Here is a 17,716-nt window from a genome sequence, read left to right as displayed (position 1 = left end):
CCGATCTTCCGATGCTTTACGGATAGAGGGTGTCCGACCCCGAACTGATCGACGACGAAGACCCGGCGCCGGCCGCCGAGACCCTGGAGGCCCGGATCGACCTGTCCGGCGTCCGCCTCGACAAGGCCCTGGCCGAGGCCTTTCCCGACCTGTCGCGCGCGCGTCTCCAGGCCCTGCTGGCCGAGGGGGCGGTGCGCCGTGACGGGGTCGTCCTGACCGGCGGCTCGGCCAAGGCCCAGCCGGGCCTCTATCGGGTCGATCTGCCGCCCGTCGCCCCCGCCGCTCCCCAGCCCCAGGTCCTGCCGCTTGCGGTCCTCTATGAGGATGCGGACCTGATCGTCATCGACAAACCCGCCGGAATGGCCGCCCATCCGGCGCCGGGCACGCCCGACGGCACCCTGGTCAATGCGCTGCTGGCCCGTTGCGGCGACAGCCTGTCCGGCATAGGGGGCGTCGCCCGACCGGGCATCGTCCACCGGCTGGACAAGGACACCTCGGGCGTCATGGTCGCGGCCAAGAGCGACCGCGCCCACCAGGGCCTGTCGGCCCTGTTCGCCACCCACGACATCGAACGCACCTATGTCGCCCTGACCCGCGGCGCGCCGACCCCGCTCCAGGGCCGGATCGAGACGCGCATCGGCCGCTCGACCGCCGACCGCAAGAAGATGGCCGTGCTGAAGACGGGCGGGCGCGAGGCGATCACCGACTATGGGGTCCAGCGGACCTTCGGCGAACCGGCCCGCGCCGGCGGCGCGCCCCTGGCGGCGCGTGTCGCCTGCACCCTGCAAACCGGCCGCACCCACCAGATCCGGGTTCATCTGTCGTCCAAGGGCGCGCCCATCCTGGGCGATCCCGTCTATGGCTCCGGCAGCCCCGCCGCCCCGGTCCGCGCCGCCATCGCCGAGGTCGGACTGACGCGCCAGGCCCTGCATGCCGCCGTCCTGGGCTTCGTCCATCCGATCACCGGCGCGCCCCTGCGTTTCGAAACCGACCCGCCTGCCGACATGGCGGCCCTGGAAATCCTGCTCTCCACCCTGTGAGGCCGCTGATGGACCCCGATATCCACGACAATACCGCGCTCAACCGCTATGAACTGCCGGTCGACGGAGAGACGGCCGTCGTCACCTACAATCTGTCGCCGCCCAATCTGATGATCACCGAGACCCTGGTGCCCGAGCGGCTGGAAGGCCAGGGGATCGCCAGCCGCCTGGCCCGTCACGTCCTGGCCGACGCCCAGGCGCGGGGCCTCTTGATCCTGCCGGTCTGCCCCTTCTTCTCCGCCTATCTTCAGAAACACCCCGAACACGCTGAGGCGGTGCATCCGACCTATCGCGGCATACTGGGGATCTGACCGCCCCCTAGGCGCCTCGTCCCCGATGCGCGTCTTGAATAGCAACTGACTAAGTTCTATATTGAGCCGGTCGGCGTGAGTGGCGCCGGGGTCACGGTCACGCTTTCGTGTGACGATCCGCCCCTAACAATGGCGGCAACCCATCGCTACTTCACCGGTTGAGGGGTGAGGCGTCGGCGCACATGCCGTGGCCGACGGCGAAGCGCCCGCTCGTTCTAGACGGTCGGAGGGACCATATGGCTGCCAATAGCACGCTCGCGGTGATGTCGCCTGAACAGGGCCTGTCGCGTTATCTGACGGAAATCCGCAAGTTTCCGATGCTGACCAAGGACGAGGAGTTCATGCTCGCCAAGCGTTGGTCCGAGCATCAGGATCCGGAAGCCGCCCACCGTCTCGTCACCTCCCACCTGCGCCTGGTCGCCAAGATCGCCATGGGTTATCGCGGCTACGGCCTGCCGATCGGCGAGGTGATATCCGAGGGCAACGTCGGCCTGATGCAGGCCGTCAAGAAGTTCGATCCGGACAAGGGCTTCCGCCTGGCGACCTACGCCATGTGGTGGATCCGCGCCTCGATTCAGGAATACATCCTGCGCAGCTGGTCCCTGGTGAAGATGGGCACCACGGCCGCGCAGAAGAAGCTGTTCTTCAACCTGCGCAAGGCCAAGAGCCAGATCTCGGCCTTCGAGGAAGGCGATCTGCGCCCCGAACATCTGTCGGCCATCGCAACCAAACTGGGCGTGTCGGAACAGGAAGTCACCGACATGAACCGCCGTCTCGGCGGCGACGCCTCGCTAAACGCGCCGCTGCGCGCCGACGGCGAAAGCGAATGGCAGGACTGGCTGGCCGACGACACGGCCGTCTCCCAGGAGACCCAGCTCGCCGACGACGAGGAAAAGGGCATCCGCATGAGCCTCCTGCAGGAGGCCATGGAGGAGCTGACGGATCGGGAAAAACACATCCTCACAGAGCGCCGCCTCAAGGACGACCCCGTCACGCTTGAGGAACTCGCCGGCCATTACGGCGTCTCGCGCGAGCGGGTGCGTCAGATCGAGGTCCGCGCCTTCGAAAAACTGCAAAAGGCCATGCGGGCCGCCGCCGAAGAGCGCAATCTGGTCGACGCCTGATTTCCTCGGGTATCAGGACGCCCGGGCGACCGGCGCGTTCGACGCCGGCGTCTGGGTCAGGGCCAGTATGGCCCCGACCGGCTGGGCCAGACCGGCCTTGGTCACGCCGCCGTCGTCCATGAAGGCCTCCAGCCCGCCCGCCGCGATCGCCAACCGGGCGTCGCCGCTCTTGATCGCCACCGCCTTCAGCGTCTGCGCCTGCTGGCGGATGGCGCGGGTGGCCTGGGCCGGGTCCTGGTCGAACTGGGCCATGGCCGCAACGAGGATCCGCATCGCCTGATCCTTTATGTCCAGCCCGCCCTTGGCCGACGCATCGGTGCGGCGCTTGGGCGCTCCGGCGTATTCGCCCGAGTTGAAGCGCCGACGATCCGGCCCGACATAGCCGACCGCCTCGATCCAGGGGCGGGGCTTCAGGGCGACGTTCTCCACCCGTTTGAACAGATCGCCGGTCGTATAGGGTTTTCTCAGAAACTCGTGAACGCCCGCGTCGCGCGCCCCCTTGATGGCCGCCGCCGTCGCCTCGTTCGTGACCATGATGATCGGCGCCATGCGACAGACCATGGAGGAGCGCCGCACCCGCCGCGCCAGCCGCTCCCCGCTCAGGGTCGGGCCGGCGTATTCGGTGAAGATCACGCCGGGCTCGACGTCGCGCAGCAGCTCCACCGCCCGCTCCTCGTCGCTCTCCACATAGATTTCCCGCGCGCCCAACCCCTTGATCAGGTCCGACATCAGACGCGCAGAGGCGGCGTTGGGTTCGATGATGGCGACGCGCCGCACCGTGGGCTCGATGCGGCTCAGGGTCTTTGCGTCCGCAGTGAACAAGGGGTCGGCTCCGTTTGACTCCTCGACCCTATCTGACCGCCGTTAAGACTCGCTGAATTGCTCAGCCCTGGAAGGGATCGCGCATCAATATGGTGTCGTCCCGCTCGGGGCTGGTCGACAGCAGGGCCACCGGCGCCCCGATCAGCTCCTCGATCCGACGCACATATTTGATGGCGTTGGCGTTGATGTCCTTGAAGCTGCGCACGCCTCCGGTGCTCTCGCTCCAGCCTTCCAGCTCCTCGAACACCGGCTCTGCGGCCGCCTGATCCTTCAGGCTGGACGGCAGATAGTCCAGCACCTCGCCGTTGACGCGATAGCCGACGCAGATCTTCAGCGTCTTCAATCCGTCCAGCACGTCCAGCTTGGTCAGGGCGATGCCGTCGATGCCGTTGATCGCCACCGACTGGCGCACCAGCACGGCGTCGAACCAGCCGCAACGCCGCGCCCGTCCGGTGTTGACCCCGACCTCGCGGCCGACCGTCGCCAAATGCTGACCGACCGCGTCGTCCAGTTCGCAGGCGAAGGGCCCTTCGCCGACCCGGGTCGTATAGGCCTTGACGATGCCCAGCACATAGCCGACGCCCCGAGGCCCGATGCCCGACCCCGCCGCCGCCTGCCCCGCCACCGTGTTGGAGCTGGTCACATAGGGATAGGTGCCGTGATCCACGTCCAGAAACGCGCCCTGGGCCCCTTCGAACAGCACCCGCTTGCCCGCCTTCTGCGCCTGGTCCAGCACCCGCCAGGCCGGCTTCACATAGGGCAGGATCTTGGGCGCGATCTCCAGCAGTTGGGCCAACAGCGCCTCCGGATCGATCGGCTCCAGGCCCAGACCGGCGCGCAGCGGATCGTGGTGCGAGCGCAGCCGGTCGATCTTGACCTTCAGGTCGTCCGCATTGGCCAGATCGCACACCCGAATGGCGCGTCGCCCCACCTTGTCCTCATAGGCCGGGCCGATGCCGCGTCCGGTCGTGCCGATCTTGGCCCCGGGCGCGCTGGCCGCCGCCTCGCGCGCCACGTCCAAGGCCGGATGGATGGGCAGGATCAGACAGGCGTTGTCGGCTATGGTCAGGATGTCGGGGCTGATCGCAACGCCTTGGGCTGCGATCTTCTCGATCTCGCCGACCAGATGCCACGGATCGACGACGACGCCGTTGCCGATGATCGACGGCTTGCCCTGCACCACGCCCGAGGGCAGCAACGCCAGCTTATAGACCTTGCCGTCCACGACCAGCGTATGGCCCGCATTGTGCCCGCCCTGGAACCGCACCACCATGTCGGCGCGGTTGGACAGCCAGTCCACGATCTTGCCCTTGCCCTCGTCGCCCCACTGGGCGCCGACCACCGCCACGTTCGCCAAAGTCCGTACTCCGCCTCGCGTCCTCGTCAGAGACCGCATCAAAACCAGCAGGCGCCGCGTCTTGAGCGGCGTCCCGAGCGCGGGCGCAGCCTATAGCGGTAGAATCGTCAGATGCCCATCAAGCCAAAGGCTTTTTAGGCCGATAGTCTCGCTTATCGATACAGGCGTCGTACATCGTCCTGTCGATCTTGATCCAATCCGTCTTGTTTATGCCTCTCCAACCCTTTGTGGCCGGGCTGAACGGATAGGCGGAAGCGACCTTGATCCACCGATCCTGCAGACTGGCGATAAGCCTTATCTCAGACGCCACCTCCGCAAGATCCTGATCACGGCAGAACAACAAGGCCACGTCATACTCATTGCGATGGGCCATCTGGATGACGTCGAGCGCGATCCTGACGTCTATGCCCTTTTCGTCCCCGTCCAGAAACGTGTGAAATGATCCGTCGGGCAGCCTCACCTGCTTGTTTCTGTACCGAAGTGGTCTGGTGCAGATGTAAGCCCCTTCCCGTCCCATCTGTGCGCCCTTCGCGGTCCAGAAGTGATGCCAGAATGGATTGTCCGCCGCGTCTGGAACTCCCGTGTAGAATCGCACCCCTTGGACCTGCCAGCCCTGAGCCGCGCAAACTGCCTTCGTCAGGGCGACAGGATCGAAGTTCGGAAAGGGATAGCCGAACGCAGCTTTTGCACTGTGAAAGAGGTTTTGACCGTCGAAGAAGGCGACAGCTCTGATAACCTGGGGAAGCTGGGCCATGCCGCAAGAGTTGCAGAACTCCGGCCCAAAAATCAATAACCCCGCCGGAGGCCCCTTTCAGGGCGTGTCCAGCGGGGAAAAAGTGATAGCCGCTATATGGCGCGATCAGTCTGAATATTCAACTTCAATCTGAGATCTCCCCCACCGCCGTCTCGAACGCCCATTCGAGCCACGGCGTCGCCGCCACTACATCGGCCGTCTCGACGGTGCAGCCGCACCACAGCCTCAGGCCGGGCGGCGCGTTCCTGTGGGGCTCCATATCGAACACGGCGGCCTCGCCTTCCAGCAGGGCCTTGAACCGTTTGACGAAGGCCTTCTGCCCCGCCTCGTCCAGGCCGGTCACGCGCGGATCGAGGAACTTCAGACAGACTGAGGTGGTCGAGCGGATTTCGGGCCTCTCGGGCAGGAAGGCGATCCAGTCGGTCCGCTCCACCCAGTCAGCCAGGGCGGCGAAGTTGGCGTCGGTGCGCCGGACCAGTTCGCTCAAACCCCCGATCCCTTGCGCCCATTCCAGGGCGTCGATCCAGTCCTCGATGGTCAAAATAGAGAAGGTGTTGATCGCCACCCCGTCGGCCAGGGCGCGATCGAACCCCTTGCCGTCGGTCAGGCGCAGCAGTTTCGGGACGGGTCGTTCGGGCCGATAGGAATCCAGCCGCGCCACCGCCCGCGGCGACAAAACCATCACCCCGATCCCCGCCTCGCCGCCCAGCGCCTTCTGGAAGCTGAAGGTCACCACATCCAGCTTGTCGAACGGCAAGGGCATGGCGAAGGCGGCCGAGGTGGCGTCGCAGATCGCCAGCCCCTCGCGATCGTCCGCGATCCAGTCGGCGTCCGGCACGCGCACGCCCGAGGTCGTGCCGTTCCAGGGGAAGACCACATCCTTGGACCAGTCGGCCCGGCTCAGGTCCGGCAGCTCGCCCCAGGGCGCCGTCAGGGCCTCGGGCTCCAACCCCAGATGATCGCGCACGTCCGCCAACCAGGTCAGGCCGAAATTCTCGAAGGCGACCACCTGCACCGGCCGCTGCCCCAGCATGCCCCACAGGGCCGCCTCGACCGCCCCGGTGTCCGATCCCGGCGTATAGAGCAGCACATGGCTGTCCGGCACTTCCAGCACCGCCCGCGTCAGCCTCAGCCCGTGGGCGAACCGCTCCACCACCTCGGGCGCACGGATGCCGCGCCCCAGCAAATCCTGCGGCAGGCCGCCCAGGCTGTAGCCCGGCCGTTTCGCCGTCGGTCCGGCCGAGAACCACGGCCGCGCCGGTTTGACATCAGGCTTTGCGATCATGGTCTCTTCCCCTTGTGCGAGCGACGTCGCCCGGCCCAAGCGCCGCTCAACGCCCCGGCGTATAGGGCCGCTTGGCCCGCCAGTCTTCGGCGAACTTGATCAGGGCCGCATCCGGCGTCTCGGGCAGGGTCACGACGATACGGGCCAACAGATCGCCGCGCCGCCCCTGGGCGAAGGCGCCCCGTCCCTTCAGCCGCAACAGCTTGCCCGAGTTGGAGCCCGGCGCGATCGTCACCTGCACCTCCCCTTCCGGCGTCGGCGCCCGCACCTTGGCGCCCAGAACCGCATCGGGCACCGAGACCGGCAGGTCCATCGTCAGGTCCGCCCCGTCGCGCTTATAGATGGGGTGCGGCTCGATCTTCAGCTCGATCAGGGCGTCGCCGTTCTCGGCGCCCCGCCCCGGCGCCCCCTGGCCGCGCAGGCGGATGGTCTGGCCGTCCGACGCGCCCTTGGGAATGGTCACGTCCAGGGTTCGACCGTCAGAGAACTGGATTCGCCGGGTCGCCCCCGAAATGGCGTCCTCCAGGCTGATGTTCAGGCTGGCGCGCACGTCCTGGCCGCGCGCGGTGAAGTCGCGCGGACCCCGCTGGCGGCCCGCGCCCCCGAACATGCCGAACAGATCGTCCAGGTCGATGCCTTCGAAGTCGGCCCGACCGCCCGGTCCGCCGCCGCCGGAGAAGCCGCCCTGGCCGAAGGGATTGCCGCCCGGCCGTCCGCCCCCGCCGAAGCCGCGATACTGTTCATTGCCGTCGGCGTCCAACTGGCCCGCGTCATACTTGGCCCGCTTTTCCGGATCGCCCAACAGGTCGAAGGCCGCCGTCACCCGTTTGAACCGTTCCTCGGTCTTGGCGTCGCCGGGGTTCTTGTCGGGGTGCAGTTCCTTGGCCAGTTTGCGGAACGCCTTCTTGATCTCGTCCGCGCTCGCGCCCTTTGAAACGCCCAGTTCCTTATAGGGGTCGCCTGCCACGTCCGTTGCCGCTCCAACTGAAAACACCTGAGAGGCCGTCAGTTAAGCCATGCCCCCGCCCCCGCAAAGGGCCGGACCCGGATATTTGCTCAGGCCAGAGCCTGATCCGTTGAGGAGGAACCGCTTCGCGGATCCGCTGAAACGGTGAATCAGGCTCCAGATTAGAGCGAGAGCCTGATTCACGCTTCTGTCGGAACCGCCGCGCGGTTCCGTCCGAAACCATCAGGCTCTAAGCCGATTTCCGCCTCCGCGCCCCAGCCGAACCCCTCGCCCCATTGGGCCACGGCGATCCGCGCCGTCGGGGGCGGCCCGCCGGGAAAGTCCACCGCCGCGTCCGCTGCGGCGTAAAGGGCCGTCGTCGTCTCGACCTCCATCGTCCGCACCACCGCGCCCCTGTGCGTCACCCGGAGACGAAAACGCATCGGATCGACCGGCGTCGGCTCGCCGTCCCAGCCGTCGCCGTACAGCCGCACGCGCGGCGTCCAACTGATCCGCCGGCCCTCGGCCGAGGCCCGGACCGTCAGCCCCGCCGGCGACCACGGCCGGTCGTAAAGCCCCCGCAGGGTGAATCCCGCCTCGCGGAACCCCGCCCCGCCCGGCGCCGCCCCCGCCGGCCCGACGCGACAGACCAGGGGCAGGCCCCGTTCGGCACGCCCGATCTCCGCCCGCGCCGCGCGCGGCTCCAGGAACACCACCACCGCCCCGGCTGCGGCGCCCGCCCGCATCTCTGCCTCCGTCCCCTGCTGACCGCGCAACAGGCCGCTCAGCCGCCAGACGTCCGGGGCGATCAAGGTCGCGGAACGGTATTGCGCCACCTCCCAGCCCCCCGTCGTCTGGATCGCCAGGGTGTTCGCGCCGCCCAGCACCGCCGTCTCCGCCGCGCTCTGCGGCGCCGCCCCCTCGACCCGCACCACCAGGGCGTTGACCGTATCCCAGCGCCCGGTCGCCCCTGGCCGCAAGGGCTCGACCAGCACTCCCACCGGCGTCGGCGCGTCCAGATCGGCGCGCGCGGTCAAGGCGCCGGCCGACGGCCCGGCGTGCAGCCGCATCGGCCGCCACGGCTCCACCGCCGCCGCCGCCACCGGCCGTGCGTCGTCCTCGCTCCCTATCAACGGCGGCAGATCCAGCAGGGCCAGAAAGGGCGCCCCGGTCGTCGCCGGACCCTCGCCGCCCCTTCCTCCCCCCTGATCCTCATAGAGTCTTCGCGCGCCGACCGGCTCCAGAGTGATCGCCGGCGTCTCCTCCGCCGCGACGCGCGCCACCCGCCAGTCGCCGTCGCGGCCCTCCAGCCGCACCACGTCCCCAGGCTCGGCCGCCAGGGCCTCCAGCGGCCCCAGGGTCAGGACGACCGTCTCGGCCTGCTCCGCCTCCAGCGCTCGCTCCGCCATTGCTCGCGCCAAGCCGTCGCCGCAGACCAGGGGCAGGTCCAGATCGACGCCGCCGCCGGTCGCGGCCCGCCCGTCCTCGGCCCGCCCGTCCTCGGCTCGCGCAGTCACCGCCCCCGTCTGATAGTCCGCCGTCTCATCGACGAAACGCACCCGCGCCGCGCCGAGTCGGGCCTCCAGCCGTCGCGTCGCCGTCTCGGCCCCGCCTGCCCTGGGCAGGGCCAGGCCGTCGCGGCTCAACACCGTCCCGCTCGCCGTCCGTCCCAGGACGGAGACCCGCCCGTCCCGCTCCGCCGCCACGGCGTCGAAGGCGGCCAGCAGCGGCTCCAGGGCGTCGCGCGTCCGCATCGGTCGGTCGATCACATAGCCGGCCGCCGCCCCCTCCACCCCCTCGATGATCCGTTCATCCGCCGCCAGGCCGCCGCGCGCCAGGACGGCGGCGACCAGATCGGCGCCGTCGCCCGCCAGCCGCCCGTTCAGCCAGTGACCCGCCCGCCACGCCCCGGCGTCGGCCCAGACCTCCGCCCGCGCCGGAAAGGCCGGATAGGGCCGGGCGTCCCAGCACCAGGCGTCCGCCCCGGCCAGCATCGGCCCGCCGTAGACGGGGGAGACCGGATTGTTCTCAGGCGCCGCGAAATGGCCCAGCACCGCCTCCAGCGCCGCCCGCTGCACCGCGTCGTCGCGCGCCCCGGTGGAAAAGGGCGGCAGGGCGCTCTCGCCGCTCTTGGGGTCTTGAAACAGATTGGGCGCATTGCCGCCCCGGTCCACCGCCGCACAGCCGAACTCGGTCAGCCGCACCGGCTTCATCCCCGGCCGCCAGGCCGTCGGCGTCGCCGCCCGCACCCCGCCCGGCCGGTCGTAGTGCAGGTTCGACCACCAGCCCTTCAGATCCTTGGGCCTGAACAGCCAGTCCTCTCCGTGCGCCCCGTCCGAGATGGGCGTCCGCACCTGGGCCGCCCGGTCGGACGCGCTGGCGTAATACCATTCGAACCCCTCGCCGCCCGCCACGCCCGCCGCCAGATAGGCCGGGTCCGCCGCCCCGTCGAACCGGGCCGCATCCAGCCCCCCGTCCCCGTCACGCCAGTCGGTCAGGGGCGGGTACCAGTCGATCGACACATGGTCGATGTTCGGATCGGCCCACAGGGGGTCGAGGTGAAACCGCACGTCCCCGCCCGCCTGCCGTCCGAAATATTCGCTCCAGTCGGCGGCGTAGGACAGCTTCACCCCCGGCCCGACCACCGCCCGGCACTCGGCCGCCAGGGTGCGGAACTGCTCCACCGCCGGAAAGCCGCCCGCCGCATCGCGCGTCCAGGTCACGCCCCGCATCTCCGATCCGATCAAGAGGCCGTCCGCCCCTTCCTCGGCCGCGATTCCAGCGTAGTGCAGCGCCATCCGCCGCAGGCCCCAATCCTCCGGCCCGCCGAACAGGGCCGCGATCTCGGCGGCCGCCCCCGCCCCGTCCGTCCCGGCCACCCGCCCTCGCCACGGATAGCCGGGACAGTCCATGAAGACGAAGGGATACAGCGTCACCTCCAGCCCCCGGCTCTTCAACGCTCGGATCGCCTGGCGCACGCTCTCATCCGACGGCGTCCCGCCATAGGCCGGCGCAGATCCTCCCCCGCTGGGGGAGGTGTCGGCAGAGCCGACGGAGGGGGCCAATCCTCCCCCCGTGGGGGAGGTGGCGGCGAAGCCGACGGAGGGGGCCCGACTGACCTCATAGGCCTCATGCCGCGCCACCCCCGCCACCGACCAGATCATCGGCTCGGTCGGCTTGTCGCGCCGCTCCACCCCCGGCCGCACCCGACAGTGACCGGCCCTCAGATCGTCCCCGAACCAGCCGACCACCAGGCTGACCCGTTTCAGATTCGGCAGCTGGGCCTGAAGCTGATCCAGCGACACGATCAGGTCGGCCCGCCCCTCGCCGTTATGGACGTTCTCCGCCGTCGTCCGCGTCAGCCCTTCGCGCCGCACCACCGCCTCGGTCGCCAGGGCGAACTCCCCGGCGCCGGGAATCAGACACACCCCCTCCAGCCGGTCCTCCAGCCGCGGCCCCGCCCCGCGCGGCCGCCGGAACACCTCGAAACTCAGCTGCGGAACCCGGTCCCCGAACGGCCCCAGCGGCAAATCTTCGAACACCACATAGGCCACGCCGCGATAGGCCGGCGCATCCTGCTCCACCGCCTCGATCAGCGGGTCCGGCCTCTGGTCCTCCCCGCCGCGATGCACCCGCATCGCCACGCCGTTCAGCTCCATCAGCCGTCCGTCGGCCCAGACCCGGCCGATCCCGTCGATCTCGCCTTCGCACAGGGCCACGGCGAAACTCAGCGAATAGGCGTAGTCGACCGTCTTCGGCCCGCCCTTGCCCGCCCGTCCCTTGACCTTGCCTTCCAGGAACCGCGCGGCCCAGATCACCTGTCCCGCCACCCGCGCCCGACCGAAGACGCAGGCCATCGGCGCCCCCTCGGCCGTCCCCTGGATCTTCAGCCCGTCCAGCCTCGGCCCCAGCTGTCGCGCCGGCGACAGGGAGCCGATCACGCGATCGTCGATCACCCGCCCGATCGTCGCCCCGATCACCCGACCGACCGGCCCGCCGACCGACTGCCCCACCGCGCTCAGTACGACTTGCGCCATCTACGCCTCCAAAAAGAACCTCCCTCCCCCTCGGGGGGAGGGTCGTCGCAAAGCGACGGGGTGGGGGCGGCCCTCCCCAGACCCTTTCCCGCTTGCGGGAGAGGTGGCCCGTCGATCGGCGCAGCCGATCCAGGGTCGGAGAGGGGAGTCTTTTTGGAGCAAGAAGACTTCCCCCATCGTCAGGCGTGTCGCTCCGCTCGACGCGCTGACACTTCCCCCGCAAGCGGGGGAAGGTCTGTAAGCCTCACCCCGGAAACCGAAACGCCGCGACCAGCCGTCGTCGCCACCATATCCCCATCCAGCTCTCCACCACCGCCCGTCCCCAATAGGCGTGGATCATCTTCGGCTCCGGCCCCTCGACCGCGCTCAGCACGGCGCAGTGTTTGGCCGCCACGCCCGGCGACATGCGAAACAGCAGCACATCCCCCGCCCGCATGGCCTCGACCGAAACCGGCCCCAGCCACCGCTCCAGCGCCTCCCGCAACAGCTCGCGCCCGCCCGCCTCGGCCCAGTCCGGCGAATAGGGCGGAACGCCTTCCGGCTCCTCGCCCACCACCTCGCGCCACAGCCCGCGCACCAGACCCAGACAGTCCGCCCCCACGCCCTTCACACTGGCCTGATGCCGATACGGCGTCCCCAGCCAGGCCCGGGCGGCGGCGGCGATCGCCTCGCCCCTCACCGCCGGCTCCCGCCGTCATGGCGGCCGCCCTGCGCCGGCCAGGCCGTCAGGAAGTCATCCCCCGGCACGTCCGGAAAGCCCCGAAAATTCACCCCATTCCCGAACGTCCCGACACAGGTCTCCCACCGCTTGTCGCAGGTCCGCCCGGCCGCATCCGCGACCCCGCAGCGCGCGTCCCCCAGCCGCGCGTCGCACAGCCGGCCGTAGGTCCGCCCGACCACCCGCTCCAGCTTCGCCAGCGGACCTTCCAGATCGGCGACGAAGGCCCCGTCCTGCCGCCTCAGCCGCGTGATCGTCCCCGACCACAGCCGCACCCTCAAGTCCGGCTCGGACCAGTCCACGCGCCACAGCTCGACCGCCGCCCCGTCCAGCCGGCCCTGCGCCACATCGGCCTCGCGGATCGAGGCGTCGTCCAGCACGCCCGAGGCCGAGGCCGTCCCCGCCGCCAGCCCGACCCCGCTCTCGGCCGCCCCGACGGTCCAGCCGCTCGCCGCCCGACAGACCACCCCGTCCAGCGTCAGATCCCGGTCATGGTCGGTGAAGCCCGCCCGCGTCCCGTTGACGCGCCGCATCAGCCAGACATGGCAAAGCCGCGCCGCCCCGCTTTCGATGCGGGCGGCCAGATCGTCCGGTATGTGTCTCATCTTCGCCTTCGCTCAGTGGTCGGTGGCGAGTGGCGAGTAAGCGGGCCGAACATTCGTTCCGACGATCAGGTCTCGGCGCTCCCGCATTCCGAACCGCCTCGCCCCTCGCCACTGACCACTCGCCACTCTCTTCAGACCCGCACCTCGATCAGCGGGACCGCCGCCATCCGCCCCGCCTCAAAACTCTCCAGGGTCGTCTCGATCCGGTCGGTGTCGAACCGCACCGGCGTGTCGAATTGAAAGCCCGCCGTCACCGTCACCCCCGGCGCCGGCGCGGCCGCCAGGGTCACGGCCCCCGTCGTCCAATCGACGGAAAGGCCCTGGGTCTCCACGCCCCCGACCGCTACCCGAACCGACCCTTCGACCGGCTTCCGGATCGGCCGTTCGACGTCGCCGTAGGTCTTGATCAGCGGAAACACGGTCCGCGCCCCGTCGCCGAGGCCCAGAATCTGATCCCCGGCCGAAACCGTCCCGCTGGGCGCGCACGATTTGAAGTCGGCGAAATCCTTGAACCGGAACCCGTACAGCCGCCCCCGCCGCGCCTCGAAGAAGGCGACCAGTTCTGCCATGTCGTCCAGCGACCTCAGGTTCGCCCCGATCAGATACCGCCTGCGCCCCAGGGCCCAGGGCGTCGATCGCCGCTCGAACCCGGACGCCAGGGTCGCGATCTCCGTCCGACGCTCCACCCCGCCGGTCGAACCGAACGCCAGCCGCGCAGGCAGGCGCGCCTCATGGAAGTTCATCCGAACCTGTCCCCTGTTTCACTTGTCCGAACGGCGCCGCTCATCCATGCTCGACGAACGACGGCCGAGTGGGCCGTATCGAAACGGGAGCGAAGACTTGCGCGGCGAAATTCTCAGCTATGACACCACGGCCGGAACCGGCCTGATCAGCGGCGACGACGGCACCCGTTACGACTTCACCTCCGCCGCGCTGCAATCGCCGGCCGTGCCCGCCGCCGGCGTCCGCGTCGACTTCGTGCCCGAAGGCGCCGCCGCCACCCAGATCCTGATCCTGGCGGGCTCGCCCACCACCACTGGCGTCGCCGGCGGCTACGCCAGTTCGACCGACACCACCGTCGCCGGTTTCGACTGGCAGAAGCTGTTCCTGTCCTTCGAGGGCCGCACCCGCCGCAGCCATTTCTGGATCGGCTGGCTGATCCTGCTGGGCGTCGGCGTCGTCGCCGGCTGGCTGCCGATCATCGGCGCCCTGATCTCCCTGGCCCTGATCTGGCCGAACCTGGCCATTTCGGTGAAACGCCTGCACGACATGGGCAAGACCGGCTGGCTGGTCGCCATTCCCTGGGTCGCCGCGACGGTCTTCACGATCATCGGCTTCGTCATGGTCATGGGCGCCGCCTTCGCCGGCGGCATGGGCCCCGACTATTACGAAGACAATCCCGCCGCCTTCTTCGCCCTGATGGGCCCGGGCGTCGGCGCCTTCATCCTGGCGGGCCTGGTCCCTCTCGCCTTCCTGCTGTGGATCGGCCTGGTCGAGGGCGACAAGGGCGACAACCGCTTCGGCCCCAACCCCAAGGGCGAATAGCAAGACAGTGACGAGTGGCGAGCGGTCAGTGGCGAGACAGGCCGCATCCGCATCGCCGCTCGTCACTCGCCACTCGCCCCCTCGCCGCTCGCCACTCAAAAAAGCCTACCTCCCCCGCGCCCCCAGGCTGACCGCCCGCGCCAGCATCTGGGCGATCTGGGCCTCGGACCGCAGCAGGGCCTCGGCCCCGCCGTCCACCGCCACATGGACGGTCACAGCCCCGCCCGTCGCCGACCCGATTTCGCCGCCGACGCTCGGGCGAAACACCTCCGGCCCCCGTTCTCCGACCAGATAGGCGCCGCCCCCCAGCACCGGCCCGCCGTCGGCCCTAGCCCCGCCGAAATTGGCCCCGCTGAAACTGGACGCCGCCGCCTGGATCGCCGCGCTCAGACTGCTCCCCGATCCGCCGGACCCGGCCGCCGCATTCACCGCCTTCAGCACGGCCTCGGCCAGCTCGGACAGAGACACCTCTCCGTCCGCCGCCGCCCGCGCCAGCGACCGGCTCAGGCTCTCGCCCGCCCGGCCGAAGGCCGCCTCTATGGCGTTGGCCGCCTCCTCGGCCGGTCCCTTCAGCGCCTCCAGCGCCGCCCCCGCCTCGGCCGCCTTCAGCGGCAGGTCGTCGATCCCGTCCCGTCCGAACTCATCCGCCATCGGGCCAGTCCTCCATCAGTTTCGCCAGGCCCGCCCGGCCCATCGGCGCCGTCCCGCGCGGCGCCTCGGTCAGCATCCGCCATTCCTTCAGCGACAGCCGCCAGAAGGCCTCGGGCGCAATCCCCATCCGCATCGCCGCCCGCATCATCTCGCCCCAGGGCGTCGCGCCCGTCATCTTCCGGCTTGACCGGAGGACGCCTCAAAGGCCGCCGCCACGGCCCGCGCCGCCTCGCGCGGATCGACCGCCTCGACCTCCGGCCGGGCCTCGCCCCCGCCGCGCAGCACCGCCGCCAGGACCACCATCAGATCCCGCGCCGACAGGGTCTTCATCCGCTCGGCCGCCGCCGCCAGACCCTCGACGCCCAGCCCGGTCTCGATCTCGGCCAGGGCCCCCAGGGTCAGACAGACCCTGCGCCGCACCCCGCCCAGCATCACCGCCGCCTCGCCCCGCGCCTGGTTCATCGTCGCTTCCAATCTCAAGTGAAAAACGCCGGGGCCAGTGCTAGTGCGAGTACGAGTGCTAGGGCCAATCGACATTGGGCCTGCCGCCGTCCTGCCGTCCTGCGCGCAGCCGCCGACCCAAGAGAGGCGCCTCGGGCGTTGAAGACTCTATTCGATTGAGTGTCGGTCTTCCTTCCCGCGTCAGCGGAAGGGAAAACGTCTGGCGGCGTAACGCCGATTGAGGGTGGGTTCATCACAACGGGCACGACGAGGTCACGGCGAACACGGCGGGTTCCGATGGCGTCGTGACCGCTGTGAATCCGCCGTGATCGCTGTGAGGAACCCGCGTCCGCCGCATCAAGGCCCTCTGACGCGGGAAGAGCGGCCTGACCGCAGCAAGCTGAATGTCGATTGAACCTAGCGAGCGTCTACCCAGCCGCCCCGCCGTTCTCCGCTCACCGGCGAAGCCCGCTCACTAGCACTAGCACTAGCACTCACCCCCCTCACGCCGCCGAAAACCCGACCGCCCCCGCGCTGGCCAGGCTGAGGGCGAAGGTCGCCTCCCCCTCATGCGTTCCGGCGTATTCCAGGGCCGCCACCAGGAACGGTCCCTCCAGCACGCCGAAGTCCGGCACCACCAGCCGCCACCGCTTCGCCGCCTGATCGAAGAAGGCTTCCCGCACCAGGGCGTCCGAGGCCGCGTCGCGGAAGATCCCCTGCCCGGACACCGCCGCCGACTTGACCCCGGCCCCGGCCAGCAGCTCGCGCCACCGTCCGGCGCTGTCGCCGTCGGTGGCGTCCACCGTGCGCGCGTTCAGCGAAATCGTCCGCGCCCTCAACCCCGCCACCGTCGTGAAGACGCCCGGCGCGCCCTCGATCTTCAGCAGCATGTCCTTGCCCGCCTGTGCGGTCATCTTGTCCTCGCTTTGCTCCTGAGTGGCGGGTGGCGAGTGACGAGTGGCGAGGAAGGTCGTCGCAACGGCTCCCCCGCTGCTTCCGCCCGCCCGATCCAGCTCGCCACTCGCCACTAACCACTCGCCACTTCCTCGGTCACCGCCCTCAGCCGCACCACCGCATAGGTCCGCCGCCCGTCGCTCGCCCCGAACACGTCGGCGAAGGTCGCTCTCAGGGTCGCGGTCCGCACCCCGTCCGCCTCCAGCACCGCCTCGTGCAGACAGGCCCGCACCGCCGCCGCCATCGCCTTGGCCTCTTCCGCGCCGAGGAAGCGCGACACCCCGGTCAGGGTCAGTCTCTGCTCCACCCCGCCCCCGTCCGCCGCCAGCGGCCGGCTCTCGCATCGGCCCAGCGCCAGATAGGGGCAGGCCGCGCCCTCCGGCGGCCGGTCGAACACCCGCCCGCCGATCAGGGCCGACACCGCCGCATCCGCCTTCAGGGCCGCGACCACCGCCTTTTGCAGGGCGCTCTCATGATCCTTCATCGCACCCGCTCCAGCTCCAGCCGCAGCCGCCCCGGCCGCAGAGGATCAAGGCCGACGATGTCCCAGTCGGCCCCGCCGAACCGCAGCACCCGCCCGACCGCCAGCCGCGCGTCGGCCCGCGCCTCGGCGCTCAGCCGCTCGACCGTCCGCCTCTGATCGCCCTCGCCCCGTTCGACCCGCCGCCGCGTCCCGCAGGTCAGCCAGGCCGAGCCGACGGGTTCGAAACTCACGCTGCGCCCGCCATAGGGGGTCTCGGCCTCCACCGGCCGGAACAGGCTCGCCAGAACCCTCACAGCCGCACCGTGCGATAGGGGGCGGTCCATTCGTCGATCGACAGGTCCGCCGCCGCCTCGCCCCGCTCATAGGCCCGCAGCACCAGCATCAGGATCGCCAGCCTCAGCCCCGCCGGCGCGGTCGAGGTCAGGCTCAGCCCCACCTCCGCCTCCACCCGCGCCTGGGCCGCCTCAATCAGGGTCTGGATCAGGCCGTCCTCGGCCTCATGCTCGACCCTCAAAAACAGCTTCGCCTCCGCCGCCGTCACCGGTTGCGCCATGTCTCTCCTCGCCTTGCTCGGAAGTGGCGAGTGACGAGTGGCGAGCGGCGAGACCGCCACCCCTACTCAGCCCAAACGCCGTTTCATAC

The 17,716-nt window shown here is 69.9% G+C and carries 20 protein-coding genes; 4 read left to right on the top strand and 16 right to left on the bottom strand.

The features are described 5' to 3' along the window. The first annotated feature begins 29 nt into the window (after positions 1-29). The 3 genes from GGQ93_RS10445 to rpoH all read left to right on the top strand — a co-directional run bounded on the left by GGQ93_RS10445 (position 30) and on the right by rpoH (position 2,475). Entirely contained in the window at positions 30-1,040 is a 1,011-nt protein-coding gene (locus tag GGQ93_RS10445) for an RluA family pseudouridine synthase (protein WP_183216838.1), read from the top strand. A gap of 8 nt (positions 1,041-1,048) precedes the next feature. Then, the gene (locus tag GGQ93_RS10440) at positions 1,049-1,351 is read left to right on the top strand and encodes a GNAT family N-acetyltransferase (RefSeq protein WP_183216836.1); all 303 of its coding nucleotides are present in this window, start codon (positions 1,049-1,051) and stop codon (positions 1,349-1,351) included. Between the two features lie 236 nt (positions 1,352-1,587). Further along, entirely contained in the window at positions 1,588-2,475 is an 888-nt protein-coding gene (gene rpoH, locus GGQ93_RS10435) for an RNA polymerase sigma factor RpoH (RefSeq protein WP_082382620.1), read from the top strand. A 12-nt stretch (positions 2,476-2,487) separates the two neighbouring features. Here the strand turns inward: rpoH and GGQ93_RS10430 are convergent, their stop codons facing one another. From GGQ93_RS10430 to GGQ93_RS10390, 9 genes are all read right to left on the bottom strand, one after another. Then, positions 2,488-3,297: a response regulator gene (locus tag GGQ93_RS10430; RefSeq protein ID WP_183216834.1), complete on the bottom strand. Its 810-nt coding sequence runs from the start codon at positions 3,295-3,297 to the stop codon at positions 2,488-2,490. 61 nt (positions 3,298-3,358) lie between these two features. Next, the gene (locus tag GGQ93_RS10425) at positions 3,359-4,654 is read right to left on the bottom strand and encodes an adenylosuccinate synthase (RefSeq protein WP_054764909.1); all 1,296 of its coding nucleotides are present in this window, start codon (positions 4,652-4,654) and stop codon (positions 3,359-3,361) included. Between the two features lie 118 nt (positions 4,655-4,772). Then, entirely contained in the window at positions 4,773-5,408 is a 636-nt protein-coding gene (locus tag GGQ93_RS10420) for an NYN domain-containing protein (protein WP_183216832.1), read from the bottom strand. 124 nt (positions 5,409-5,532) lie between these two features. Then, positions 5,533-6,693 (bottom strand): phosphoserine transaminase, encoded by a 1,161-nt coding sequence (locus tag GGQ93_RS10415; RefSeq protein ID WP_183216830.1) that lies wholly within the window; start codon positions 6,691-6,693, stop codon positions 5,533-5,535. Positions 6,694-6,739: 46 nt separating this feature from the next. Continuing rightward, positions 6,740-7,660, bottom strand: coding sequence for a DnaJ C-terminal domain-containing protein (locus GGQ93_RS10410; RefSeq protein WP_152949638.1), 921 nt, complete (start codon positions 7,658-7,660; stop codon positions 6,740-6,742). 179 nt (positions 7,661-7,839) lie between these two features. Beyond that, on the bottom strand, positions 7,840-11,676 hold the full coding sequence (locus tag GGQ93_RS16440; RefSeq protein WP_183216827.1) for a baseplate multidomain protein megatron: 3,837 nt from the start codon (positions 11,674-11,676) through the stop codon (positions 7,840-7,842). Positions 11,677-11,920: 244 nt separating this feature from the next. Next, the gene (locus tag GGQ93_RS10400; protein ID WP_183216825.1) at positions 11,921-12,355 is read right to left on the bottom strand and encodes an NlpC/P60 family protein; all 435 of its coding nucleotides are present in this window, start codon (positions 12,353-12,355) and stop codon (positions 11,921-11,923) included. After that, positions 12,352-12,999, bottom strand: a complete 648-nt coding sequence (locus GGQ93_RS10395; protein WP_183216823.1) for a phage/gene transfer agent baseplate hub protein — start codon at positions 12,997-12,999, stop codon at positions 12,352-12,354. The genes GGQ93_RS10400 and GGQ93_RS10395 overlap by 4 nt, the downstream gene beginning before the upstream one ends. Positions 13,000-13,130: 131 nt before the next feature. Next, complete coding sequence (locus GGQ93_RS10390) at positions 13,131-13,742, bottom strand: DUF2460 domain-containing protein (protein ID WP_183216821.1); 612 nt, start codon at positions 13,740-13,742, stop codon at positions 13,131-13,133. A gap of 97 nt (positions 13,743-13,839) precedes the next feature. Between GGQ93_RS10390 and GGQ93_RS10385 the strand changes: the two genes are divergently transcribed. Beyond that, entirely contained in the window at positions 13,840-14,544 is a 705-nt protein-coding gene (locus GGQ93_RS10385) for a DUF805 domain-containing protein (RefSeq protein WP_183216819.1), read from the top strand. A gap of 105 nt (positions 14,545-14,649) precedes the next feature. Here the strand turns inward: GGQ93_RS10385 and GGQ93_RS10380 are convergent, their stop codons facing one another. The 7 genes from GGQ93_RS10380 to GGQ93_RS10350 all read right to left on the bottom strand — a co-directional run bounded on the left by GGQ93_RS10380 (position 14,650) and on the right by GGQ93_RS10350 (position 17,627). Beyond that, positions 14,650-15,195 (bottom strand): phage tail tape measure protein, encoded by a 546-nt coding sequence (locus GGQ93_RS10380; protein WP_183216818.1) that lies wholly within the window; start codon positions 15,193-15,195, stop codon positions 14,650-14,652. Beyond that, complete coding sequence (locus tag GGQ93_RS10375; RefSeq protein WP_224764448.1) at positions 15,185-15,370, bottom strand: phage tail assembly chaperone; 186 nt, start codon at positions 15,368-15,370, stop codon at positions 15,185-15,187. The genes GGQ93_RS10380 and GGQ93_RS10375 overlap by 11 nt, the downstream gene beginning before the upstream one ends. Further along, positions 15,367-15,657: a GTA-gp10 family protein gene (locus GGQ93_RS10370; protein WP_054764900.1), complete on the bottom strand. Its 291-nt coding sequence runs from the start codon at positions 15,655-15,657 to the stop codon at positions 15,367-15,369. Before GGQ93_RS10370 ends, GGQ93_RS10375 begins: the two co-directional genes overlap by 4 nt. Before the next feature lie 482 nt (positions 15,658-16,139). Further along, positions 16,140-16,550 (bottom strand): phage major tail protein, TP901-1 family, encoded by a 411-nt coding sequence (locus GGQ93_RS10365; RefSeq protein WP_054764899.1) that lies wholly within the window; start codon positions 16,548-16,550, stop codon positions 16,140-16,142. 113 nt (positions 16,551-16,663) lie between these two features. Further along, on the bottom strand, positions 16,664-17,074 hold the full coding sequence (locus GGQ93_RS10360; RefSeq protein ID WP_054764898.1) for a DUF3168 domain-containing protein: 411 nt from the start codon (positions 17,072-17,074) through the stop codon (positions 16,664-16,666). Next, positions 17,071-17,367: a phage head-tail adapter protein gene (locus GGQ93_RS10355; RefSeq protein WP_197273348.1), complete on the bottom strand. Its 297-nt coding sequence runs from the start codon at positions 17,365-17,367 to the stop codon at positions 17,071-17,073. Before GGQ93_RS10355 ends, GGQ93_RS10360 begins: the two co-directional genes overlap by 4 nt. Continuing rightward, on the bottom strand, positions 17,364-17,627 hold the full coding sequence (locus GGQ93_RS10350) for a head-tail connector protein (RefSeq protein WP_054764896.1): 264 nt from the start codon (positions 17,625-17,627) through the stop codon (positions 17,364-17,366). Before GGQ93_RS10350 ends, GGQ93_RS10355 begins: the two co-directional genes overlap by 4 nt. Positions 17,628-17,716 lie beyond the last annotated feature (89 nt).

It is taken from the genome of Brevundimonas aurantiaca, assembly GCF_014199955.1.
Taxonomy (GTDB): Bacteria; Pseudomonadota; Alphaproteobacteria; order Caulobacterales; family Caulobacteraceae; genus Brevundimonas; species Brevundimonas aurantiaca.
The sequence above is the reverse complement of the archived record's forward strand: the minus strand, read 5'-3'. Positions and strand labels throughout refer to the sequence as shown.